We start from the raw sequence: 24,217 nt of genomic DNA, 5'->3' as shown, positions 1-24,217 counted from the left end.
AAAGCAAATTTTTAACTTTTTTTTTCGCAAAATGCTTGCTTAATAATAGAATAACCCTAAATTTGTATAAGACGTTAATAAAGTTAACCTTTTAAAAAAAATTATTATGAACAAAACAGAATTAATTGATGCTATTGCAAAAGACGCAGAAATAAGCAAAGTTGCAGCTAAAAAAGCTTTAGAGTCTTTCCTAAAAAATGTAGAAACTACTTTAGCTAAAGGTGATAAAATTTCTTTAGTAGGATTTGGTTCTTGGTCAGTTTCTGATAGAGCAGCTAGAGAAGGAAGAAACCCACAAACTGGTAAAACTATTAAAATCGCAGCTAAAAAAGTTGTGAAGTTTAAAGCTGGATCAGAACTAGAAGGTGCTGTAAACAAAAAGAAAAAATAATTAACTTTTTCTTTTTTAAAATATTTAAAGCCTCATTGTTAACAATGAGGCTTTTTTAGTATATTTAGTCAACACTATAAAAGTTATATATTTATGCAGAATAAACTGAAAATTCAAAAAGGGGATTTTATTCTTTCTCTACCCTCAAGTAATCCTTTAGACTTGCAATTTTCAAGAAGTGTTATATTAATTGCAGACCATACAATCGATGGATCTATTGGCTTTATATTAAACAAGCCACTAAATCTAACGCTTAACCAATTAATCCCAACGACCGATTCATCCCTATCCGTTTTTGAAGGTGGACCAGTCGAAAAAGATAAAATCTTCTGTGTACACTCAAGACCTGAGCTAATTTTAGATAGTCAGCACATCACTGATAATCTATACTGGGGAGGTGACTTTGATCAAATTTTTACATTGCTCAATCAAAATGCATTAAGCAAGCACGATATTCGCTTCTTTTTAGGGTACTCTGGTTGGGATTGTCAGCAATTACACAATGAAATGGAGGATGATTATTGGGTAAAGACAAATAGTATAAATACTGATGACTTATTTAGCAGTAAAACTACAACCGAAAAATTTTGGAAAAATTGCCTTGTAGAACAAGGCAAGGAATATGAGATATGGTCAAATGCACCAGAAAATCCGAACCTTAATTAAAGGAATCGGATTTTCGCATTTAATCTATTTATTAAATCTTTAGCCACTTCATTTGTATAAGACTTCTTTCTATACTTTGTTATAGGCTGAATACCAATGATAGCATTAGTTAAAAACATCTCATCTGCCTTCTGTAGTTCAAAAGGAGAAATGGAAGCTTCTTCTAATGTATAGTCAGGATGCTTTTCAATTAATTCCATTACTTGTTTTCGCATTATCCCCTTCACACATCCATCAGTTAATGGAGGAGTCTTTATCACATTGTCTTTAACTACAAAAAGATTAGCATTCAATGCTTCTGCAATATTCTTACTGTCATTTACAAGTAAACAGTTTTCATAACCATTCTCTTGTGCAAAAATACTCCCTGTCACATTGATTAATCTATTAGTCGTTTTTAAATTAGACAATAAATGAGCCGTTACATAGAAGTCTTTAAACAACTCTACTTCGTAATCACTCTCATTGAGTTTGTACACCCCTTCGTTTAACTTATCATAAGTAGCTATATAGCCAATATTTCTTGTGTTAGGTAAATACCTACCCTCTCCATCGCGATATACTGTAAAACGAACTTTAAATGCGTTGTGATTAGACTGGTTATTTGCTTGAACAAGCTTGATGATTTCTTCTTGAAAAAACTCCATCGTGAAATCCATTGGAATCTGCATTCTAAGAATGCGCATTGAAGACATTAAACGAAAATAATGATCTTCTAAAAATAATACTTTATTATCAAGTATACGTAATGTCTCAAAAACAGCGTCACCATATAAAAAACCTCTGTTGTTTTCTAATGATACATTTGCTGTAGAAACAATTTTGCCGTTAACATTAATCATATTCAATTATTCTGATTACTATTAACGGCAAATATAAGTTTTATTTGAGAGAATTTATGCAGATCCTAACACTTGTTTTAGATCCATTATTTGGTTCTCCCATAATTGTTTTGATTCTTCCACTTCATCTGGTTCTGCAAAATCAACAACTATAATAGTTACGTCTTTTGTCAATTCATCGCGATGAATTCGAAGTTCAAAGTAATATTCAGTTTCTTTATTATTGTCATCAAGCCATCTATAACGCACGCGTTCATCTGTCTTACGAGTAACTATCTTTGCTTTTTCTTCAGAGTCACCCCAAATAAACGAGTAAATTTCACCTCTCGAATTTACATTTTCAGCAAACCACTCACTAAGTCCTGACGGATCAGAGATATATTGATATAATAACTGTGGAGACGAGTTAATCGAAAATTCTAATTCGTATTTTTCCTTCATAGCCATATCTTAAAATAATTTTTTCGAATATAAACATATTTTATAAATAAAAAAATCTTTTTTACCTACTTACATGTTTGTTTAGTACTTTTTTTATTATATATTTGCACCCGCATTACAGAAGTAATCATTACCAACACTTGGCGAGGTAGCTCAGTTGGTTAGAGCGCAGGATTCATAACCCTGAGGTCACGGGTTCAACTCCCGTCTTCGCTACAAGATAAAAGGACATAATCACGAGATTATGTCCTTTTTTTATTTATTAAAATGAGATTAATTGAAAATCAATTACCAATATTAATGGCTAAGCATACAGTTTAGTCTATGCTCTTTTCCTGTCGATTCACAGAGCATATAGCTACATGAAGATAGCAACTGCTATACACCTTCTTTTTATTCCCTAATACCTTTGAAACAAAACCTAACCTACTTCGTCTTTCTTATAGAAATGTAGACCAGGTTACAACCCTATATTGAACAAGAAAAAGTAGTACTTCGTTTGCTCTTTCTCGCACTTTTCTAGGGGTATTCTTGCACTTTTATACGCAAAAAGGGGCATTTCCCCAAGGAAACCCCAAGCAATCCCCCAGAATCCCCAAAGAAAGTGCGAGCAATATAACACTGATTATCATCTAAAAGATAAAGCTATGAGAATACTCGCATTGTAGATTACACTAAAAAAGAATTACATTGTAGTACATCAATCCCTACAAATATTCTTTCTACAAAGTAGAAATGGAGTTTTATCTATAGTTCAAATACACAATTGAAATTAAGGCCCCCTATTAAGTTAATGGGACAAGTTGGGTTATGTAATTTAGAGCTATCCAACATAAAAGACAAAAGTCATTTTGTACCTTTCTCCCATACCTTTGACATGACCCGACTACTTTCTATTAAAGTAATTTTCTTTAACTGATATAATAACTAATATTATCATCTGAAACGAAGAACTTCTATAGATGACACATATACGATACCATAAGTAACTCAATAGTTACCTTTTGTTTTTACTTAAAACTAACAGTGTAAAAACAAGTGAAGTTTGGCCTTACCAAGCCTTAAAAAGAAACGATAAAACGTTTCTACTAAAGTGTTTTATATTCTTCTTTCGCCGTTGAATCCCTTGGCAAATCAGGTCTTCTCATTTTAAATTTACTACCACTTAATGCTTCCAAGAAGGCAACCACTGCTTCTTTTTCGAATCTATCTAATCCAAGTGGCTTCATTAAGGAATCCGTTACAGGATAAAGGGGATCTTTCAACTTTTGTTCTTCTGTAGGATCGATCATGTGCATCCCACTATTATAGATATTTACAATACCAAACAGATTATCAAACAACCCATTGTGCATCCATGGTCGCGTATTCAATAAATCTCTCAAAGAAGGTGTTCTAAACTTACCTACATCATCTGGATTTTGAGTTACCACATACCTACCCAAATCTTCATATTTACGCTTATAATAGGTCAATCCGATATTGTGAAAAGAATCATCTGTAAGATCCTTGCCAAAGTGACAATTCATACACCTTGCCTTAGTGCGAAAAATATGCATACCATAAATCTCTTTATCTGTCAAAGCATTGTACTTCCCATCAATGAATAAATCAACTCGGCTCGGCTGACTTTTAATAGATTGTTGAAAAATAGCTAAGGCATCTAAAATGCGTTTAACTGTAATATCCCTATCACCATAAGCATTCATAAATAAGTCTTTATAAGCTTCTATTTGGCTTATCCTATCCACAACCTCATCCAAATTATCAACCGCCATTTCATGAGGTGCTGTTAAGGGTCCGATAGCTTGCTCTTGTAGAGTTCTTGCTCTACCATCCCAAAAGTATACTGTCCTATCTCCTATATTGTATAAACTTGGAGTATTTCTAACTCCTTGCAAATGATCATGTCCTAAACTGACAGTGCGTCTATCTGTCCATCCCATCTCTGGGTCATGACAAGAACTACATGATATCTGTTGCGATCTTGATAATTTTGGATCAAAAAAAAGCATTTTACCTAAGATCACTTCTGGTTTTTCTTGTGTTGTAAAAAAAGCTGTATCTCGCTGGATACTTTCAAATTCCCTCCACTCTACCCCTTCATCTACTGTTGGTATAGGCCATTCTATAATAGGCTTCTTATAGCTTTCTATAATCTGCTTATACTCTACATCGTTAAAATTAATCAATCCCTTAAAACTAAGTAAAGAACTTATAGATACAAACAATAATATTAATGCGCTATTCTTCACTTTTACCCTTTAAAAAGTTATTCCCACCCTTAGTGAATATGAGTTATTCGCTCCTAAATCACTATAATTTAAATAATTGTAATCTACTCCGATAAAACCTCCAAATACTTCATCTATTTGATGGTTATATCGCAGGGACATCTTTGCGTTTTGATAATCATTTGAAACTACTTTAAAATCGTTATCCAACCAATTTCGCAAGCTCTCCTTTGTTGTGTTATCGACATATAACTTTGCTTTTGAATGACTCACTTTTCGCTGAAATACAGAGGCTGTAAACATTAGATTATCGCGATTATTTACTTTGTAGTTATAACTGGCTACAAGACCAAAGTGATGTGCTGTTATTTTTTTAAATAAAGGACTTTCTTCCTTTGACTCACTTACTTTTTCTAACTCGTAAACACCGTTTAAACTCAACGTTGCACGATTCATTTTATAAGTATATAGAATATCAAATCTACTGTTGTCTATCTTATACTTATACTGTTTTTTTCCCAACAGTTTAGTCAGAATTTCTTTATTATTGGTATAGTAAATATCGTATCCATCTTTCTGTTGGTGAGTTTGATTAAACAGAATTCCCAAACGATGATTGTCAAAGTCAAAGAACTTACTAAAAGACAGTTGATAAGCATTCGTTTCCAACCTATTGATATCATAGTCTGTTGACAGAGTAACTGCTTTATGTAACTTATTACTACTTATAGCAAAACCAGCATAGAGATTATTTTTTTCAAACTGCTTAAAGCTACCTCCTACTTTATAGGTATAGCCATAATAGATAGCGTTCATCGAATTATAGCTAAAATAACTATTAAAGTCTGAAAAGCCGGTCATTTGATAAATTGTAGATTTTTCAATTAAACTGGCAAAATCAATACTACTATCTTGATTATACTTTTCAACTTGCGCATATAAACCTACCTTATATGGTATATTCAGTTTATAACTAGCCCCAACATTCAATTTTAAATCAGACGATGTACTCTTAGGTCTTGGGTCTGATTGGCCATATCCCATTTTTGCTTCATAACTAAACTCAGTTCCCACATCAATCTTTGAAAAAGACTTAACGTAACCTCCTTTAAAAAAGTAAACCTCGTATTTTCGATCACCTTTACTTGAATCTGCAATAAAATATGGTTCTATCTTGTCTTTGTCTACATTCAAATTCCACTGTACGTCATAGATATCAAAATTCCTATAAGCTACTTCACCCCAAACATTTTGACCCTTAGACAACTTTTTATAAGACTTTCCTTGTACGGCAAATCCTTTCTCTTTACCTCCCTCTTGTAATAAATAATCGTCTTTTTTATGCTGATTATAATTAATTTGAAAATCGGAAAAAGAGTAAATACTATAATCCGACATAAATGCCGGATTATAGTATATTGGTTTTTGTAAAGTTTTCTCTAAAGAATACTGCTCGTCGAGACGCGAAAAGAAATCGCGATTTTCTTGAGCAAACATATTAACAACTAAAAAAAAAATTGCCAATACGATCTTCTGATTACTTAATTTCATTTACTATTTTATTAATGAACAATACCCTTTTTTAAACTTGCTTCTGAATCTGGAACAAAATCATCAGTTGAGTTATTTGTATCTTGATACATATGTTTACCATTCTCCATTTGTCCGACAATTTTTCTTCTCACTGTCTTGCCATATCTCAACGGATCACTGTCTATAGTTCCTACACTTGTCCAACCTGAATCAATTGACGATCCCAATAGATTTTGTTCCCATTTTGTAGGAATTGAACAATTTACTCCATCCAAGATCCATTCATTTGGTACAGAGTACCCTTTCTTTTCAGTTATATTACCCGCTGCATTTACGTAACTGTATGAATATACGTTCTCAAGCATCCATGCTTCTTTAGTAACACCCTCAGGAAAACGAGCAATAGCATAACTCTCAAATCCTCTATTGTGCATAAAAAACATATTCATTGCCATTGTTGTGTAAATTACTTCAGCATCTGGTACTTGAGGATTGTCAACCTGTCCTAATTTTGGATTTTCGCGATTTGGAAATTCATAATCAGCTTTTGTTAAATCATATCCATTACTTACACTATGATCGATTGCATTATCTGCTATAATAATAAAATCCCCAGGCTTCACATTCTTAGAATCTTTCTCATGAATCATTAAAACTCCTTTTACTGCAAATGCCTTTTCTTTAATATTCGGAGTTACTTTGTGATCTAAAGTTGAATAAAACTCTGACTGAAGAATTAACAATCCACCAGTTTTAAGCTCTTTATCTGTATTATTAGTTAATTTAAAATACTTTCCATTTGTATATTGTTTCCCTTCATTTGTAAGTACTCCTGTAAAGAATATTTCTTCTATGATAAAATCATTTGCAAAGCTCTTTACAAAAATCTCTAAATCAATTGTTTGATTATCAGATACAATATCTACTTCCCCACTTGCTCCAATATGAAACTCTACCTTTTCTTTGTTAGTTGCTTTACCATTTAAAGTAATTTTATAAGATCCTTTTGCTATTTTAAGTTCTGTCTTGTCAGATTTAATAGTGAATACTTCTTTCTTAGCAGTGTTTAATTCAACAAATTCAACTTTTGCATCAATATATTCATTTGCGAAATCAGACTTTAAATTCAACTGTAAACCAGTCTCTTTTACAACTATTTCTTCTACTGTATTGTCGTCACTTGAACAAGAAGTAGCAACAAATGTTAAACTAAAAATCGCCATTGTTATGGCTAAAAAACTTTTTCTCATATTATTAAAAATTGTAAGTTAATTCCATTCCGAAATAAGGGGTTACCCTTTTATTTCTTTCTATTCTTTTATTAAGTCTATAATAGGGCTCTGCATAAGTATATAGTTTGTTCACAAACAATGAAGCAGACATTCCCTTAAATACCTCTTTAGATGCTTTCAAATTTATTTGTAGATCTAATCCATACTTATCTCTCATGTTATCCGTTGCTGAAACAGATCGTATTAACCATTGTTTATTTGGATCGTTATCAGGAAGATTATCCAAAGGATACCTCTGTTGATCAGCGCCAAAATACGCGATAGGAAACTTGTCTTTAAATGCTCTATCTTCCGTTCTTCTCAATGTTCCTTGAAAAGAAGCAGATAAGTTCATCCCCAATGCTGGCAGATACGTATCTACAATTAAGTTGTAATTAAATGTTGAATAAATGTAGCCCTGATTACTTTGATACACCCCTACATAAGGATATCCTGTATGAGTAGTAGATACCTGTGGGATTTCCTGAATGGGAATTGTATTGCGATAAGTAGTTTTTAGCCAAGCACCAGTTAAAGTAAACTTGGTATTTAAAAAGTCAATACGAGGCGAGTAATATCCAAATTCAATACCTCTCTTAAAAGTTTGACTACCATTAAAGGTTCTACTATGTCCACTTAATGTTTTTCTATCCTCGTATGGCAAATCTTCTAAAGCAGGAGGTTCTTTGATATTTACTAAATCTATTCCAGTAGCATCATACCTCTTGTAATCATATGTCAAATAATTTACCTCACTTCTAAAACCGCTATCCATCTTTTCGTTAAAGTAGGCGATGAAGAACTTGTGTCTATCATACTTAAAGTCAAGTCTAACCTCATACTTTACGTTCTTGGCTGCTGTCAAATCTTTATTCGTTCGATCAACGACATACGTCATATAATTCATTCTACGTACATTTTCATCTAAATGACCAAAGTTTAACTGCACAAAGTCAACATACAAATCAGAAGGGTAAAGCATACTCATAGTAGGCTGCTTATACAACTGTCCATATCCTAAAGTCAAATCCGTTTGAAAATCCTTCTGACCTATTTTAAACTTTGGAAGTTTCCACTGCAAATTAGTACGAGGCTCTATGAATATTTTATTGCTTAAAGCATACTGACTATCCATTCCTAACATAGTTGAAAATCTCGTCCCTACATATAAGCTAATACTTTGATCTGAGAAAGAATAAGTCATGACATCCCCTATATATCCAGCCAAGTTTTGATATGCTGGTATATCGCTAAAAGCTCTTGGTCTTACCCCCATTCTTTCAATAGGAGGAGTCAATAAGTCGTAAATATATCCCTTGCCATTATTCTTCGAATACCTATAGTCCAAACCAACATCAACTGCGTGTGTAATACTACTTGTATTAAATTTAAAATCTGCATTGAGTTTTAAATTAATATCCAATGGTCTTCCCTCGGTAGAGAAATCAGAAAAATACTTTATCGGCAAAAAATAACCATCATTAACTCCTTGCTCTAAGGTTATAGGAATAGCTGTTGGTCCATTTAACTGCATTAATTTATGCTGCTTAATATCTTCAAATCCCTGGCCAATATTTCCTATAAACTGCATCTTTCTGAAAGGACTTGATTCATTGGAATTTAGATAAGATAACTTATTTGAAATATTTATCTTGTGTTTTGAACTCTCATATCTATCATCCTTATAAACACCACTTTCTGAATCATAGACAAATTTGTCTATCGTTGTATTGTGATCAAGATTCGTTGACCACTCAATGACTTTATCCTCAAAATAGAAAGATTTCTTCAGTCGTATTGAAGATGTAATTCTTTTGTACGTTTCATTCTCCCTTCTTGGATCGCTTTTGGCATCGAGCAAATCCATACTTACATTTAGATCCCAGTTGTTCTTTAATCCTATTCCTTTAGAAATATAATAAAGCTTACTATAACCATCTGCTTTTAAACGAAGAGAAAGAGGAGATCTACCAGATACTCGATTAATCTTAATCAAGCCAGATGTCAAATCCCCATAAGCTGCTGTAGGTATACCTCTGATAATCTCAACAGAGGCAATATCGTTAGTAGAGATAGTACGCATATCAATACCAGTCGTAGTAGTGCTTCGTCGCTCTCCTATATAGCCACTCGTATTGCCAATAGTCTGCTTAGCGTTTAATGAACTTTGCATATCAGCATTGCTATTCAATAAATAGTCGTCCATATAAAATTGAACACCTATAGCACTGGTATTATATTTATTTTGATCAACAGAAGGTAATTTATATTCGCGTATCAAAGCAATATTCGTACTGGTCAAAGAAGGAGTACTAGCTCTTCCTCCTGGCAGCAATTCCATTACATCGCTAAAACTCGAGGGTTGAAGGTGTCGCATTGCTTGGCGATCAATAATACTTTTAGTCACTAAACCATCATCTTCTTTTGCTGTAATAATAACCTCTTGTAACTCATTACTACTTTGCTTCAGAATTATATTATACTTCTTCCCTGCTTCAAGTAAAAAATTGGGTTGATAATATTGATAGTATTGAAGATGAGAAACCGTAATTTGATACTGTGCTGGATTAATACTAACTGCAACAGTTCCTTTACTATCACTAATAAGAGTATAACTATTTGTATCATTTTTGATATACAAAATAGCATCTTCAATAGGGGTATTCAAACTATCTACAATAAGAAATTCTGTTTCCCTTTTTTGAGCATAACTACTCAAACTAAATACTAAAAAGATAATAATAACCTTCAAGTAAAGGTTGGTAATAAATCGCATGTTTCTAAATGTCTAAAAGTGGCACAAAGATATAGCAATGATTTATTTATTTTTAAACAGTCTAAATAATTATTAGTAATTCATAAAATATCGTTAACAAATATCAAAACAACAAAGAACAGAAGTTAAAAAATAAAAACTTTATCAATTGTTTGTTAATAATTTTATTTAATCTAAATAACATAAAATATATTATTCAAACATTTATGATAGCTATAAAATAAAAGAAGTCAAATATTAGCAACTACATTCTAAGTCAAAATAGACCAAACAGTAAACTATCCTCTCTTTGTAATTGCTAAATCTATACCTACAAGATTCATATCTGAAAAATAGATTAGAAAAAATAAATAGTGTAGTGAAATTTGCCTTGCTTGTAATAGAGCGTAAATCACCGTAAAAAGTGAAATACAACTACTCAAAAAAGGAATCATGTTTTTTTTAAACATAAGATTCTCATAATTAAAAAGATAAGAAATCACAAATGTTAAAATTAAAGAAAAGTGAGGTTTTACAAGCTTCCAGCCTTGCGCTGTAAAGATTTTGTTCTATATTTGCACTCGCATTACACAAGTAAAGCAGACCAATAATGGCGAGGTAGCTCAGTTGGTTAGAGCGCAGGATTCATAACCCTGAGGTCACGGGTTCAACTCCCGTCTTCGCTACAAGATAAAAGGACATAATCACGAGATTATGTCCTTTTTTTATTTATCGAGTCATGTAGGTACATATCGAGTCAGTGCGATAAGCATGTTTACGGATCAATCTCAAAAGTTGTGTTTAGGCATAAAGCTTAGTCAATCTGTATAAAAAGAAATCAATATCTCTTACACCTCTAAACTGAGCTCTGAATGCTTTAATTTTTGCATTAAAAGATTCAGCAGAGGCATTGGTACTTCTATTATCAAAATAGTTAAGAATTGTTTTATAATTGATTTGCATTGTATTGATAACAGTGCCGAATTGTTTTAAATTAATCTTCATAACATCATTGTACCAATGAGCCAGTTTAGTATAAGCTACTTCTTTTACTGTGGTTGTGTTATATATTATTCTTAAGTTTTGCGCTACATTATAAGCTTGTTTAATCAAAGGATATTGATTAAATAATATATCTGCTCTTTGCATTTGATTAGTAGTCCATTTACTTGGATCCATAGTTAGTAGATATCTACTTCTTATAAGTAGTTGCTTAGCTGTATCTCCATTATCAAATTCTATTGGAATAAATTGTTTACCTTCTTTTTTAGCTTGTAGGATTAAGTTGTTTTCAATATCTGAAGCATTCCAACGTTCTTGTATTCTAATATCTTGTAATGCTTCATTTACTAGTTTCTGTACATGAAAACGATCTGTTACTTGTGTCGCATTAACAAAGCACTTCGTAACAATTTTTTTCATAGAATTTGCCATATCAAGTGTTATCTCCTTAACTTTAGATCTTGTCTTAGAGGAGATTGTAAGAAGCTTCTCTATAATAGGCTCTACTTTAGTGCCAGAAAAAATTGCTACTATACTCCCTTGCTTTCCTCTACTATATTTGTTTGTAATAATTGTATAGAGCTCACCTTTTGACAAAGCTGTTTCGTCTATTGATAGTTTAGGACCTATGTTTTCAGGAAAAAGAAGATAGTCTTTAGCGTGTTCTTTATGTTCCCAAGCTTGAAAATCACTTAGTGAATCTTTGTATTGGCGTTGTAGTTTTTTACCATCAATATTAAAGAAACCTCCTATTGTATGGCAATCACTTGCCTTAGTATCTATTAATTTCTTTTAAAAAAGAGGCAAACTCATCAGTTAAACGAGTGCCTTTTGCTACTAGATTCCAATCTCTCTGTACTAATTCGCGAGTAGTTTTATCTAACCAACGACGACGCTTGACATGAAGATAAACACTATTTCCTCGTAAAGGAAAATCTTGTATTGTGGTTTCATTATGAAATCCATGACCTATAAGAATACGGTCTTTTGCTTCATCCGGGACTCTATTAAATTCTTCAAAATATAGGTGCATTGTTTCACCTTGTTTTATCGTTTTTACTAAATCAAAATGTTCTACTAAAAACTCAGGTAAAATCATTTTTACAAACTCAATATAGTTTTCCACGGTTATTATTTATTATTACAAAGATCTGTAGTTTTTAATTCACACACAACTTTTGAGATTGATCCATGTTTACTATCTAAATAACCTTCAATTGTAACTTCTATACCTTTCAGATAAGTAGTAAAACTTTATGTAATAAAAAAGCCTCATGAGAAAACTCATGAGGCATAACTATAAACCCTAATACAATTTGAAAATAATATTTTTAATTATCAACCTTCCAAAAAGCCCATTCCTTACCATTGAATACACAAAGCATTTTTGAAACCTTATCATATACAATTGTACCAGCTGCAGGACTTTTGATATTTAAGTGAGGACTATTCATCTTTGGAAGAACCATTGCTTTATCATTGGCTTCCAAAATAAGCGCTCCCTTAGCTGTAGAAGCTTGACTTCCTATTATGGTAGGATCTCTTTCATCTACCAGCCCTGCTTGAATACTTGTATCAACTAATCCCGTATTCACAGAAAGATCCTCCCATTTCTTAACTGTTCCTCCCATATAATATTTCACTTTCTTGTCGTTAGCATCATATATAAGAGTTCCTCCCTCAGGATCTAAAACATCATCTTGTTTGGTTACCCAAGATAGAATAATCCCACGATTATCATCTTCTTTGAAATCTAATAATACATCTTCTCCCTCAACTTCAAACTTTCCAATTGCACTTTGCCCAAAAGATAAATGCGTACAAATAAGCAAAATAAACAATGAAAGAAATGTTGATTTGTCTATAATATTTTTCATAGTATCTATTTTTACATCAAACCTTATTAATTATTCATCAACACATCCCTGTGCGATACATCCCCACTCACTTCCGTTGTATAATTTCAAACAATTCTCAGTAGAATCATATACAATCATTCCCTCTACAGGGTTCAATGCCGAAATCTGAGCTGTAGTTAGACGCGTTACTACCAACCCTTTATTATATGACTCCAATACAACAAAAGCATTACCACGCTCAGATACCCATTGACTATCAGGTCTATTAAGTGTACTTACAGCCATAAAACCATCCGAATTTAGAATATCACCTTTATCCCCCACAACTGAAGGATAATAACATATACTACAGTATGGCAATTCTATTTCACCATTTGCATTTGCTAAAGCACCATCAATACACACATCTTCAGATTCACTAATTAAATCAAAACTAAATGTAATCGAACGAGGATCACCCGTAGCTGGATCAACATCATAATCAGCTAAATTATTTGAAGCCTTAACTTTAAACTTAACCCAACTTGTTCCTTTTGGCACTTTAAACCCTTCGAACTCGAAACCACCTTCATCACTTTGATTAGTACCAATGTTCAAACCTGTAGAGGTAGCCAAACTACCATTTACAAAACTAAAGGCATCTATATCATAGTCAATTGACAAGAACATATCTGCTAAATCAAAATCATTTGGATTATCAATATTTAATAAAACTTCGATCTCCTTATCCAAAGTAAAGCAACCTTTATTAGTAGTAAAACTTGTCAATATTTGTTTAGGTCTGTCTGAATCTAAAGCTATGGTTTCCGTCATATCTTTTCCTGTTAATCTATCAGTACTCTGAAGGGTGACAGGAGTTCCTAATCGATCATAATCGATAGTTGCTCTATTCTCATATGTACCAGCTAAAGCATCTTCTTCAAAAATAGCATTAGCTCTAAAAGTATAAAGACTACCTCCACCAGGTACCATTAAACCGTTTACAGTTAAAGTTCTTGTACCATAACCAGTAATATTTGCATCATCCAAATCAACACCTCCTGCAGAGAAAGAATTATTCACCCAAACCATACCTTCTGGCAAAGTATCAGTAAAATTAACTTCTTTAGGAGCACAATTCGTATTAACTGACCTAAAAGTATAATCTACTACTTCACATAGTAAAACTTCAGCAGTACCTTGTTTAACAAATATTAAACCATCCTCATTAGGCTCAGGAAGAGGTGCAGGACAATAAAACTCCATTGGTCCAATACCTATATAACTAGTTGGATAAGTCGTTGAACTACTTTGCGATTTATAAACAATGTCAATCTTCTGTACAGGATTCTCAAACTCCACAAATACACGACCTCGTTTATTAGTATATGAGGAGTTTCCACTATAACCTTCTCCTTGTCTTTTCGCATTAGCATTTCCTGAATTATCAGTTTTATAACGACTTCGATCTGGTTTATTATAAGTGTAATTTAACTTTGGATAAACTGGTGATCCATTACAGTAACCTATCACTTGAACAATATCTACAACTCTACCTGTACGATCAATATCAAACAATTCAAAAGAAGCAGAAGCAGCCGCTTCATTTCCATCTGGGTTAGTAAATGTAATTTCAGTTGTAACCTCAGCCCCACCTCTTCTACTCTCTCTTAGTGTTTTTAAAGAAGATGTTCTTGGATAACCTCGATTCAAGTTATTGCTTGAATCAATAATATTCATATTCACTTTAAACCCATCGCCTAAATCAAACACTTTAGGTCCTTTATCGCCTTTAGTTTTCCAATTAGCTTTAGTAAAGTCTAATTTTTTAACACCTTCGAATTCACATCCTTCACATGTACCAACTTGTTTAGCACCAAAAGTAAAATATGTGTATTCATCAGTGAATTTATAATTGGCTACGTGCATTTCATTATTATAGAACATCGGAACTATGCGATCCCACTTATTGTCTATCAACTTTTCTGCACTATCAGCTATAAGTAAGTAAACTTTGTAATTAGCACCGTTGAATGGAAACGTGGGACCGTGAGCTGCAACCATGATAGATTGATCAAAACTCTCGTTATCCACAAGCCATATTCTACCTTCTAATCGACTGTCCATCTCTCCACAAACATCATCATTCCCAGCAAAAGAATGCAATGCAAAAGACCCATCATTGTGTCCCCAACTTATTGAAGTTTTATTCTGCTTGATATTATCTAATTCAGGATCAATACCCAATTTTGTTCCAACTCCCATATGTACAATTGCACCAACGTCAGTTGATCTTGATTGACGGTTATTCAAATTAGCATCGTCATCGCGTAAAACAGCAGCAACGTTATGGTGATATTGATTGTGAACAGCATCATTCCCTTCCCAAATAGATGTTCCATCAGAGAATAAATATTCGTAATTATTACCTACAGAAGCTTTGTCAATCTTTAAAGTAATTCCATATTTTAAACCTAAATAAGAATTAATTCTATCTCTTTCATTTTGTGTTAATATAGTCTCATAGGCAACAACTTCAGGCATAACTCCTTGCAAGTAATATGTTTTAGAAGAACTTCCCATACCAAGCATACCTGGTCCATTCATCAAAATATTATCATAAGTATGTTTTACATTCTCTGCGTGAGCATCAAATTCAAAGGTAACATCACTTCCTACATTCCAAATATACCCTGCAATAGTTGTTGCACCGGGGTTAAATAGTTTTCCTTTAGTATTACTAAGACCTGTAGACCCTATACGTCCTTTTCCTTCAGAGCCATCTCTATACACACCAAAAGCAGGTCTTCTACCATCCGTTCCATAAGTTTGTCTACCAAAACCAATAAAATATGATCTTGTTGAGGCGAAGTCATGGTTGACAACAGTATAAAAAGAGACTTTACTTGGTGCTGCAACAGACATTGGGGCCTTATCAGTGATTAAATAATCATTCTCTTTATCAAATCGCAATGTTGGGTGATAATTTGTTCTTTCTTCTGCTTTTAAGTAAACAGCTGAAGCTTTATTTGCAGTCCTTCTCTTATAAGATGTACCTAAACCTGCATAATCTTCCCAAATTAATACTTCTCCCTTTTCATTGGTAACTATTGTTGATTCTTCCGATGCATTCAACCACATACGAAGGCCATTAGTTACTCCTCCTGGAGCTTGAAGATAATAAGTAAAGCCAATATAATCGCCATCTTTGATTTCTACATCTTTAACAACTCCTCCTTTTATCTTATATATCTTTGTCGTAGACGGATTAAAAGACGGATCTTCACTTACAAGTATCCATTGTCCTTTATTAGGAGTAAAATTAACAGTCAGTGAGCTCTTACCCGTTAATTTGGCACGGTAAACATAGTTTTCAAGAGATGACAAACGCTCTTCTTGTACTACGCCTGTTTCAGGATCAGTATTTATCTTTAATGTATAATTCATAAATGCTGTTCCGGCTTTATAGCTATAGGAGCTGTTTCCTTCTTTTCCATTTCCTCCAAAAACAAGAGCGACGTTATTATCTAAAGTCGAAGTATTCTCGTCATTAGTCTCAGCCAATTCCCCTAGAAACGCACCCATAATTGGATGCTCAGTACTCATGGATTGCTTTTGATACAGTCCACTATTGTCATCTCTAACAAGTCCAAAAATATCAAATCCAAACTCATTATATCCAGGCAAAATGCTATTGTATATTAATGTTCCATCTGATAGTATATAATCCTTTTGTGAATTGCTATTTAAAGTTAAACCATACTTTAAAGATAAGTAAGAATTAATCTTTTTAATTTCATCAGCAGTTAGAGTGACACCATTACTACCTGCAGGCTTGGACATCACAATAACCTCCATTACCTCACCAAAAAAAGGATTACTATCACTATTTCCACCATCTTGCTTACCTAAGACACTCTTACCTGTTCTATTATAAAGCGTTTTTTTAGCACCTGTGCTACTCATTTCTCCATTGAGGTAAAAAGTGTGCTCTAAAGCAGTGCTACCAGTTTTATTGGGAATTAAAGACATCCCTATTCCATATTTACGAGTGTCAGTCCCAGAAAAAGCATATAACGCTCCTCTTACATTAGACAAGAGTTCTTTCTTCCTATTCCATCCAAAAAAATCATTAATACCAGCGGTAAAAGCAAATACTGAAGCATCCTTACTGATATGTTCCTCATCTAATCGCGATATCCAGATTACAAAATAAGATCTATCAGAATCTACAACAAAGTCACTTATACTCTCCAGCTTTCTTTGTTTATTATTCTTTTCATTCCCTCCATCTTCCTCATCCAAAAAATAAAAGTCAACAGCAGGTTGGTAATTCATGGCAGACTTAACGAATCGAGGGTGAAATGCTGTTGGAGAGACAAAGTGTCTATTATTCCCAGAAACGTCATTCCAATTTGTTACATCTTCTTCATCTTCTGGTAAAGTTGGTAACAGCTCACCTGCTTTTAACCAATACTCAACCGTAACTCCGTTAATACCACCGGGAGTTTGTCCCATACTCCAGAGGGAGCACAGTAAAACAATTACAGTAAAAAATCTCTTCATATTACAATTACTATTACAATTAAAACTATTTGATTTCAGGTCTTAAGAAAAACCTATGTCTTTATAAAAAAACAAAATAACTACTACTAAAACGTTAATTCAATTAACATCTATTTCAAATTTAAGCCAATTTATATAATAATCAAACATAAAAAGGGAAACATAATAATAAATTGCAGGTATTCTATCACACCAAGCTTTTTATTAACCATTTTTCAAAATTGAAAAGAAGAATTACGAGACATCCTTATTTTCGTTAAAAAGTTCTACTTTAAAATTTATAAAACAGCTCAAATCACTATACAAATCAAAGATGTAGATGGTCTATATGTAATTGTACATTTCAATTGTTTCAATAAGCAAAAAGAAAAAATTAGAACAGAAAGATTATTTAACCGAGTCATTTACTTACCTTTAAGAAAAACAATTCTTAAAATAAAGAAGTATGACACTGATAACAACACAAACATCTTTATTTACACCGATGCCATTAGAGATAGCAGGCATTGCAACATTAACTGACATTAAGCTTGTCTTGAATATATCTTTTGCAATCGTATTCTGTATAATTACTTACCGATTACTTCGGGATATACTATTTTACAAAGTTCCCTTTCGACAAGCTATTCAAAAGCGAATAGCGCCGATATTTACGGTTACACTATTATACCTAATTGTTCAAATACTGATTTATATAAACTAAAAGAGGCTGTCTAAAAAGCCTAAAAAACAAAACCCCGTCTAAAAAAGGCGGGGTTTTTTCATTGTTTGTCCTCAAAAATAATTATCTTCAAGGTGCAACCAAACAATAAGAAAGACAAATATAATGTTCAAATCTGAAAGTTTAAAATCGCCGAGTCTATTTCCTGAAGATATTTTTTCTAAAATTCCTCTAGACCATCCTGTTCGTCTTATCAATGCTGTTGTTGATGAGTTAGATATTAGTTCTATTTTAAGTCAATACAAAGGAGGAGGGACCACCAGTTATCATCCCCGTATGATGATAAAAGTCTTATTCTACGCCTATTTCAATAATATTTATTCATCGCGTAAGATTGAACGGGCTTTGACGGAGAACATTTATTTTATGTGGTTATCTGGTAATAGCTTGCCTGATCATCGCACGATTAATTATTTTCGCGCTAAGCGATTGAAAGGTCAAATCCATCAGCTTTTTGCAGATGTGGTTCGTCTGTTACAAGAATTACAATATGTTAGTTTACAAGTTCAATATATTGATGGAACAAAAATTGAATCTAGCTCTAACCGATACACCTTTGTATGGCGTGGTTCAGTGGAGAAAAACAAGGCTAAATTAGAAACAAAAATTCAAGATGTTCTCACAGAAATAGAGGGTCAAATCAAACAGGATCAAAGTGAACTCGCAAAAGAACACTGTTCCAAAAATATTGATAGTTTAGAGCTTAAAGAAAAAGTGACTCAGTTAAATAAACATAGGGCAGACCTACCCAAACCTACAGCTAAACAGCTCAAACAGTTAGAAGACGAGCATTTACCTCGCTTGCAAAAATACGAACAACAACTAGAAACTTTAGGTACTCGAAATAGTTATAGTAAAACAGATCCAGATGCTACTTTTATGCGAATGAAAGAAGATCACATGAAAAACGGGCAACTTAAACCTGCCTACAATACTCAAATAAGTACTGAAAATCAATTTATTACACATTATACTATTGCACAAAAATCAACTGACACCACTACCTTAATCAATCATCTAGAGACTTTTGAACAAACCTATGCACAACAAAGTAAAGAAGTTGTAGCAGATGCTGGGTATGGTAGCGAAGAGAATTATCTGTATTTACTTGAAAGAGAAATAACGCCCTATGTGAAATTTAATTATTTTCATATGGAACAGAAAAGAGCTTGGAAGAACAACCCTTTTCTACAACACAATCTTTACTACAATAAATTGTTTGATTACATCTTATGTCCAAATGGAGAAAAGCTACCTAATATTGGAAGTAGTACTAAATACACCACCACTGGTTTTGCGTCAAAAATACATCTGTATCAAGCTTCTAACTGCTTGAAATGCTCGTTAAAAGAGCTATGTAATAAAGCAGCAGAAAACAGAACAGTCTCTATGAATCATAGATTGGTTCAAATAAAACAACATATTAGAGAATTACTCAACTCTGAACGCGGTAAATATCATAGAAGTAAAAGACCTGTAGAAGTAGAAGCTGTTTTTGGACAACTAAAAAGCAACAACAAATTTACTAGGTTTACTCTAAGAGGATTAGAAATGGTCGAAATTGAATTTGGACTGATGGCTCTTGCACATAATTTAAGAAAACTTACTAAGAATAGAGAAAAATCGACTTTAAACAACAATTTTCATCCTAAAAAAGAGACTGATAAACGAAAAATGACAAATTATAAGTCTAAAACTCGTTTTAATTGCAAGAACTTTTAATCTAAGAGAAAAGTAACGTTTTATATAATACAAAAGAGGGTGACCTTTTGGGACACCCTCTTTTACTTTATATTTTATTTAATCTTCATCCTCCTCATGGAAATCTAACCATTCCATATCTTCACTCATTGTTTTGTCCAAGAACATATCCATTACTTCTTCTACATAGTCTTTTGCAAAATACACTCTCTGCGTTTTTCCGATACTTTCTGAAAGTCTATATAATTTAGGTTCTAAGCGATTTCTCAACTGTACATCTAAATCGTCAATGATATACATCTTTAACTGATTTACATCAAAGCCTGCACTACTAAACATTTCATTCAATCTATTGGCCGTCCCGATCAAGATATCATTACCCAATGACAATTGATTCTTATCATCATCCATATCCGTGTGATCATGCGTACCAAAAATGCGCAACCCAGTATATTTGCTATAAAGTTCAAATAACTCTATCAAGCGCTCTACTTCCTTTTTATCTTTTACAACAATGAGTACACGTGTGGCAATTTCACCTTCGACAGGAGCTTCACATCGTTGGATAGCAGCCATAATCATAGCTGTTGTTTTACCTTGTTCTTCTGGTGCAAGAATAACAATATCTTGCCCACTCTTTATCTTACCAAAAGTCGCCTTTTGCATTTCTGTCGGGACTTCTAAACCATTGCTTAAAAGGTTCTCTTGTAAGGTAATATTAATCTTTTTTAATTTCATAATTATTTATTCGCAAATAACTCAACATCCTCTTTAGAAACTTCTTTTCCTCCTAAAATAATGAGTCTTTCTACTACGTTTCTCAATTCTCTAATATTTCCAGTCCAATCGTATTCTTGCAACAATTGTACAGCTTCTTTAGAAAAAGCCTTGGGAACAGTACCTTGTTCAGTCGCAATTTGTTTGACGAAATGCTCTAAAAGCATTGGAATATCATCTCTACGATCATTTAATGCAGGAACCTCTATCAAAATAACAGCCAAACGGTGATACAAATCTTCTCTAAAACGCCCCTCAGCTATCTCTTTCTTTAGATCTTTATTAGTAGCTGCTAAAACACGGACATCAACTTTTACATCCTTATCAGCACCTACGCGTGTGATTATATTCTCTTGCAAGGCTCTCAGTACCTTAGCTTGAGCAGATAAACTCATATCTCCAATTTCATCTAAGAAAATAGTTCCGTGATTTGCAAGTTCGAACTTTCCTGGACGATCTTTCACAGCTGAAGTAAAAGCGCCTTTTACGTGTCCAAATAACTCACTCTCTATTAATTCTGATGGAATAGCTGCACAATTTACTTCAATCAAAGGATTAGCTGCTCGGCTACTTTGCAAATGCAGTTGATGTGCTACTAACTCTTTACCTGTACCATTAGGTCCTGTTATTAAAACTCGTGCTTCTGTAGGAGCCACCTTTTCAATCATACTTTTAATGCGATTAATTGGCTCGCTATCACCGATCATTTCATACTTCTTGTTTACTTTTTTCTTCAAAATAGTATTTTCAACAACAAGCTTACTTGTATCTAATGCATTTCGCACAGTGGTAAGTAATCGGTTCAAATCAGGTGGTTTTGATATATAGTCAAAAGCACCTAAACGCATCGTGTTCACAGCAGTTTCAAGATCTCCATGACCCGAAATCATAACGAAGATAGTTTCTGGTTTAATTTTCTTCGATTCTACCAATAATTCTTCACCATCCATTTTCGGCATCTTAATGTCGCTAATAACAAGATCGTAATCTTCTGCTTTTATCTTTTCTAATCCCTGTTCCCCATCTTCAGCGACTTCAACTTGATAACTTGTTGACTCCTCCTCTAAAATCTTTTGTAATACTCTTCTAATTGCACTTTCATCTTCTACAATTAAAATCTTTGATACTTTTGTCATACTTAAATATTAGGAGTTCCTTTTTAATACCTCAGCCATTTGTAAAGTTCCTTCCAAGACGGACGTTTTCCATACATCAATATACCAATACGGTATATCTTAGCTGCTAGCCAAACTACAAGTATAAATGTAGCAAATAATATAAAAATAGACAACAAAACTTCCCATACAGGCACCCCAAATGGAATGCGCATAAGCATCACAATTGGAGAGGTAAATGGTATCATTGAAAACACCGTTGCAATTGAACCGTGTGGGTCTTTTATAACTGTAAAAAAGCCTATATATACACCCAACATAAGGGGCAATAAGATCGGAAACAAAAACTGTTGAGTATCTGTTTCATTGTCCACAGCTGCACCAATTGCAGCATATAGTGAACTATACAGAAAATAACCTCCTATGAAAAATACTAAGAAATACACAAACATTGAAATTAATGGTAGACTTAGTATTTCGTGTACGTAATTTTGAATATCAGTAAGTAATTCGGGAGAGAACATTCCAGCAGTTTCAACTACTTCAACAGTAGTCATTCCAGGTGTACCATTTATCCCTAAAAAGAAACTACTACCCATTAAAAGAAAAGCACCTACAATACCCCATATTATAAATTGAAGTATCCCCGCCATAGATGTACCAATTATTTTGCCCATCATTAACTGAAAAGGCTTAACAGAAGAAATAATAATCTCAATAATTCGATTTGTTTTTTCTTCTATGACAGAACGCATTACCATATTCCCATAAATGATAATAAACATCATAATGAAATAACCAAATGCTCCACCAATAATGATCTTTATCTCATTTAATCCTCTAACAGTTTCTTCTCCTGTGGCTTTTGTTAGTTTTAAATTTACCTTAGACTGAGCCTCATCTATAATTTCTGTATTAATTCCTTTATTCTGTAGGTTGATATGGGTGATCTTGTCAGCTATCAACAACTCTACTTTACTAATAAAACTAAGGCTTGGGCTATCATTTGAAATGTAAATAATATTCTTTTCATAGTCACTTACATTCACTTGAGCAGGAATATATATTAACCCTTCGTATTTTTCTGCGGCGACGCTATCTTTTAAGATACCTACATCGATTGCAGACAAATCTTGATAAACAAACGCATCATTACTCTTAAACTGCTTGATAAACAAACCACTCTCATCGTGAATAGCGATTTGTTTTGCATCCCCTTTCATAGAGGCTAAATAGGCTACAAATACCATTAGCGCAACAAAGAATAGTGGACTTAAGAATGTCATTACTATAAAAGACTTATTTCTAACTTTCGCCAGAAACTCTCTTTTTATTATTAAGGGTAGTATATTCATTTTATTTACTTACAGTTTGAATAAAAATATCATTAACAGTTGGCAACTTTTCGACAAAATGAGTCACTTGTCCATTTTCAGTTAGGATATGAAGAAGTTCATTTGGCATTGCATTACCTAAATCAATCTCCAATTGTAGCTCATTGTTCAACGACTTAAACTCTGTACTAGTCATTTTAAACTTCTCAGACAGTTTCAACATGAGGCGTTCAACATTATCAGATAAAATTCCTACTTGATACAAATGTGTTCTAAACTCTTTCTTTACATCAATCAACTTACCTTCTATCAACTTATTTGACTTATTGATTAAGGCAATATAGTCGCACATCTCCTCTACACTTTCCATACGGTGAGTAGAAAAAATAACAGTAGTACCTTTCTTTTTTAATTCTAATATTTCATCTTTAATGATATTAGCATTAACAGGATCAAACCCAGAAAAAGGCTCATCTAAAATAAGTAATTTAGGATTGTGAAGAACAGTTACTACAAACTGTATTTTCTGAGCCATCCCCTTTGAGAGTTCTTGTATTTTCTTATTCCACCATTCTTCAATCCCAAGTTTTTCAAACCAATATTGCAACTGTCTTTTTGCTTCTTGTTTCGATAATCCTTTTAATTGTGCAAGGTACATTGCTTGTTCTCCAACTTTCATTGTTTTATAGAGTCCTCTCTCTTCTGGCATATAGCCAATATCTTTAATATGAGTTGGATTCAGAAGCTGACCATCCAAAAGGATTTGTCCACTATCGGGATAAGTGATTTGGTTAATAATACGAATTAGCGAGGTTTTACCAGCTCCATTAGGCCCAAGCAATCCGTAAATTGTTCCTTGAGGCACAGAAAGAGATACATGGTTTAGAGCTACTTTATCAGAATATTTTTTAACAACGTCTTTTACTTCTAATATAGGTTGCATACTTAAGGTCTATTATTTTGTGTAAAAATACTTTTTTATTTTCAATTATATAGAAGCATTCTACATTTTAGTAAGGGTATAAAAAAA

General features: G+C 33.1%; 18 protein-coding genes and 2 tRNA genes. 6 read left to right on the top strand and 14 right to left on the bottom strand.

Annotated elements, in window-relative coordinates; all coding sequences use genetic code 11:
* Positions 1 to 106 precede the first annotated feature (106 nt).
* Together NWE55_RS11270 and NWE55_RS11265 are read left to right on the top strand one after the other, a co-directional pair.
* Positions 107 to 391: an HU family DNA-binding protein gene (locus NWE55_RS11270; protein WP_155091797.1), complete on the top strand. Its 285-nt coding sequence runs from the start codon at positions 107 to 109 to the stop codon at positions 389 to 391.
* A gap of 93 nt (positions 392 to 484) precedes the next feature.
* Positions 485 to 1,057: a YqgE/AlgH family protein gene (locus tag NWE55_RS11265; RefSeq protein WP_155091798.1), complete on the top strand. Its 573-nt coding sequence runs from the start codon at positions 485 to 487 to the stop codon at positions 1,055 to 1,057.
* Here the strand turns inward: NWE55_RS11265 and NWE55_RS11260 are convergent.
* Both NWE55_RS11260 and NWE55_RS11255 read right to left on the bottom strand, forming a co-directional pair.
* On the bottom strand, positions 1,054 to 1,899 hold the full coding sequence (locus tag NWE55_RS11260; protein ID WP_155091799.1) for an aminotransferase class IV: 846 nt from the start codon (positions 1,897 to 1,899) through the stop codon (positions 1,054 to 1,056). The two genes, NWE55_RS11265 and NWE55_RS11260, sit on opposite strands and share 4 nt — an antisense overlap.
* 54 nt (positions 1,900 to 1,953) lie before the next feature.
* Entirely contained in the window at positions 1,954 to 2,340 is a 387-nt protein-coding gene (locus NWE55_RS11255) for an START-like domain-containing protein (protein ID WP_155091802.1), read from the bottom strand.
* Positions 2,341 to 2,482: 142 nt separating this feature from the next.
* On the opposite strand from NWE55_RS11255, the gene NWE55_RS11250 reads away from it, so the two are divergent.
* Positions 2,483 to 2,556 (top strand) — tRNA-Met (locus NWE55_RS11250).
* A gap of 872 nt (positions 2,557 to 3,428) precedes the next feature.
* Here NWE55_RS11250 and NWE55_RS11245 read toward each other — a convergent pair.
* From NWE55_RS11245 to NWE55_RS11230, 4 genes are read right to left on the bottom strand one after another with little or no spacing between them, the layout of a single operon-like run.
* Positions 3,429 to 4,595 carry a cytochrome-c peroxidase gene (locus tag NWE55_RS11245; RefSeq protein WP_373425568.1) on the bottom strand — a complete coding sequence of 389 codons (1,167 nt, stop codon included), beginning with the start codon at positions 4,593 to 4,595 and terminating at the stop codon, positions 3,429 to 3,431.
* Between the two features lie 9 nt (positions 4,596 to 4,604).
* Entirely contained in the window at positions 4,605 to 6,125 is a 1,521-nt protein-coding gene (locus NWE55_RS11240) for a DUF6850 family outer membrane beta-barrel protein (RefSeq protein WP_258204067.1), read from the bottom strand.
* 11 nt (positions 6,126 to 6,136) lie between these two features.
* A complete protein-coding gene (locus NWE55_RS11235; protein ID WP_155093352.1) occupies positions 6,137 to 7,357 on the bottom strand; it encodes a DUF4876 domain-containing protein in 1,221 nt (406 codons plus the stop codon).
* 4 nt (positions 7,358 to 7,361) lie between these two features.
* Positions 7,362 to 10,154, bottom strand: coding sequence for a TonB-dependent receptor (locus tag NWE55_RS11230; protein WP_155093353.1), 2,793 nt, complete (start codon positions 10,152 to 10,154; stop codon positions 7,362 to 7,364).
* Positions 10,155 to 10,745: 591 nt separating this feature from the next.
* Here NWE55_RS11230 and NWE55_RS11225 point away from each other — a divergent pair.
* A tRNA-Met gene (locus NWE55_RS11225) sits at positions 10,746 to 10,819 on the top strand.
* A 115-nt stretch (positions 10,820 to 10,934) separates the two neighbouring features.
* Here NWE55_RS11225 and NWE55_RS11220 read toward each other — a convergent pair.
* From NWE55_RS11220 to NWE55_RS11205, 4 genes are all read right to left on the bottom strand, one after another.
* Positions 10,935 to 11,870 carry an ISAon1 family transposase gene (locus NWE55_RS11220; RefSeq protein ID WP_258204716.1) on the bottom strand — a complete coding sequence of 312 codons (936 nt, stop codon included), beginning with the start codon at positions 11,868 to 11,870 and terminating at the stop codon, positions 10,935 to 10,937.
* A gap of 37 nt (positions 11,871 to 11,907) precedes the next feature.
* Positions 11,908 to 12,261, bottom strand: a complete 354-nt coding sequence (locus NWE55_RS11215; protein ID WP_160339156.1) for an ISAon1 family transposase N-terminal region protein — start codon at positions 12,259 to 12,261, stop codon at positions 11,908 to 11,910.
* 205 nt (positions 12,262 to 12,466) lie between these two features.
* The gene (locus NWE55_RS11210) at positions 12,467 to 13,012 is read right to left on the bottom strand and encodes a phage tail-like protein (protein WP_155093404.1); all 546 of its coding nucleotides are present in this window, start codon (positions 13,010 to 13,012) and stop codon (positions 12,467 to 12,469) included.
* 30 nt (positions 13,013 to 13,042) lie between these two features.
* On the bottom strand, positions 13,043 to 17,539 hold the full coding sequence (locus tag NWE55_RS11205; RefSeq protein WP_258204066.1) for a DUF8202 domain-containing protein: 4,497 nt from the start codon (positions 17,537 to 17,539) through the stop codon (positions 13,043 to 13,045).
* Between the two features lie 445 nt (positions 17,540 to 17,984).
* Here NWE55_RS11205 and NWE55_RS11200 point away from each other — a divergent pair, with 445 nt between their 5' ends.
* Positions 17,985 to 18,242 carry a hypothetical protein gene (locus tag NWE55_RS11200; protein WP_155093406.1) on the top strand — a complete coding sequence of 86 codons (258 nt, stop codon included), beginning with the start codon at positions 17,985 to 17,987 and terminating at the stop codon, positions 18,240 to 18,242.
* Positions 18,243 to 18,365: 123 nt separating this feature from the next.
* Entirely contained in the window at positions 18,366 to 19,982 is a 1,617-nt protein-coding gene (locus NWE55_RS11195; RefSeq protein ID WP_258204053.1) for an IS1182 family transposase, read from the top strand.
* Positions 19,983 to 20,060: 78 nt separating this feature from the next.
* Here NWE55_RS11195 and NWE55_RS11190 read toward each other — a convergent pair whose 3' ends face one another.
* The 4 genes from NWE55_RS11190 to NWE55_RS11175 are packed head-to-tail and all read right to left on the bottom strand — an operon-like array spanning position 20,061 to position 24,130.
* The gene (locus NWE55_RS11190; RefSeq protein ID WP_155093225.1) at positions 20,061 to 20,699 is read right to left on the bottom strand and encodes a DEAD/DEAH box helicase; all 639 of its coding nucleotides are present in this window, start codon (positions 20,697 to 20,699) and stop codon (positions 20,061 to 20,063) included.
* A 2-nt stretch (positions 20,700 to 20,701) separates the two neighbouring features.
* Positions 20,702 to 21,874, bottom strand: a complete 1,173-nt coding sequence (locus NWE55_RS11185; RefSeq protein ID WP_155093224.1) for a sigma-54-dependent transcriptional regulator — start codon at positions 21,872 to 21,874, stop codon at positions 20,702 to 20,704.
* Positions 21,875 to 21,897: 23 nt separating this feature from the next.
* Complete coding sequence (locus NWE55_RS11180) at positions 21,898 to 23,208, bottom strand: ABC transporter permease (RefSeq protein ID WP_155093223.1); 1,311 nt, start codon at positions 23,206 to 23,208, stop codon at positions 21,898 to 21,900.
* A gap of 1 nt (position 23,209) precedes the next feature.
* Entirely contained in the window at positions 23,210 to 24,130 is a 921-nt protein-coding gene (locus NWE55_RS11175) for an ABC transporter ATP-binding protein (RefSeq protein ID WP_155093222.1), read from the bottom strand.
* Positions 24,131 to 24,217 lie beyond the last annotated feature (87 nt).

Source organism: Myroides albus, assembly GCF_024722315.1.
GTDB lineage: Bacteria > Bacteroidota > Bacteroidia > Flavobacteriales > Flavobacteriaceae > Flavobacterium > Flavobacterium album_A.
This window is presented reverse-complemented; position numbering and strand designations above follow the sequence as displayed.

Bases quoted from the DNA above. Each gene is read 5' to 3' on its own strand.
- NWE55_RS11270 (WP_155091797.1), top strand. From the start codon at position 107: ATGAACAAAACAGAATTAATTGATGCTATTGCAAAAGACGCAGAAATA.
- NWE55_RS11265 (WP_155091798.1), top strand. From the start codon at position 485: ATGCAGAATAAACTGAAAATTCAAAAAGGGGATTTTATTCTTTCTCTA.
- NWE55_RS11260 (WP_155091799.1), bottom strand. From the start codon at position 1,899: ATGATTAATGTTAACGGCAAAATTGTTTCTACAGCAAATGTATCATTA.
- NWE55_RS11255 (WP_155091802.1), bottom strand. From the start codon at position 2,340: ATGAAGGAAAAATACGAATTAGAATTTTCGATTAACTCGTCTCCACAG.
- NWE55_RS11240 (WP_258204067.1), bottom strand. From the start codon at position 6,125: ATGAAATTAAGTAATCAGAAGATCGTATTGGCAATTTTTTTTTTAGTT.
- NWE55_RS11235 (WP_155093352.1), bottom strand. From the start codon at position 7,357: ATGAGAAAAAGTTTTTTAGCCATAACAATGGCGATTTTTAGTTTAACA.
- NWE55_RS11230 (WP_155093353.1), bottom strand. From the start codon at position 10,154: ATGCGATTTATTACCAACCTTTACTTGAAGGTTATTATTATCTTTTTA.
- NWE55_RS11210 (WP_155093404.1), bottom strand. From the start codon at position 13,012: ATGAAAAATATTATAGACAAATCAACATTTCTTTCATTGTTTATTTTG.
- NWE55_RS11205 (WP_258204066.1), bottom strand. From the start codon at position 17,539: ATGAAGAGATTTTTTACTGTAATTGTTTTACTGTGCTCCCTCTGGAGT.
- NWE55_RS11200 (WP_155093406.1), top strand. From the start codon at position 17,985: ATGACACTGATAACAACACAAACATCTTTATTTACACCGATGCCATTA.
- NWE55_RS11195 (WP_258204053.1), top strand. From the start codon at position 18,366: ATGTTCAAATCTGAAAGTTTAAAATCGCCGAGTCTATTTCCTGAAGAT.
- NWE55_RS11190 (WP_155093225.1), bottom strand. From the start codon at position 20,699: ATGAAATTAAAAAAGATTAATATTACCTTACAAGAGAACCTTTTAAGC.
- NWE55_RS11185 (WP_155093224.1), bottom strand. From the start codon at position 21,874: ATGACAAAAGTATCAAAGATTTTAATTGTAGAAGATGAAAGTGCAATT.
- NWE55_RS11180 (WP_155093223.1), bottom strand. From the start codon at position 23,208: ATGAATATACTACCCTTAATAATAAAAAGAGAGTTTCTGGCGAAAGTT.
- NWE55_RS11175 (WP_155093222.1), bottom strand. From the start codon at position 24,130: ATGCAACCTATATTAGAAGTAAAAGACGTTGTTAAAAAATATTCTGAT.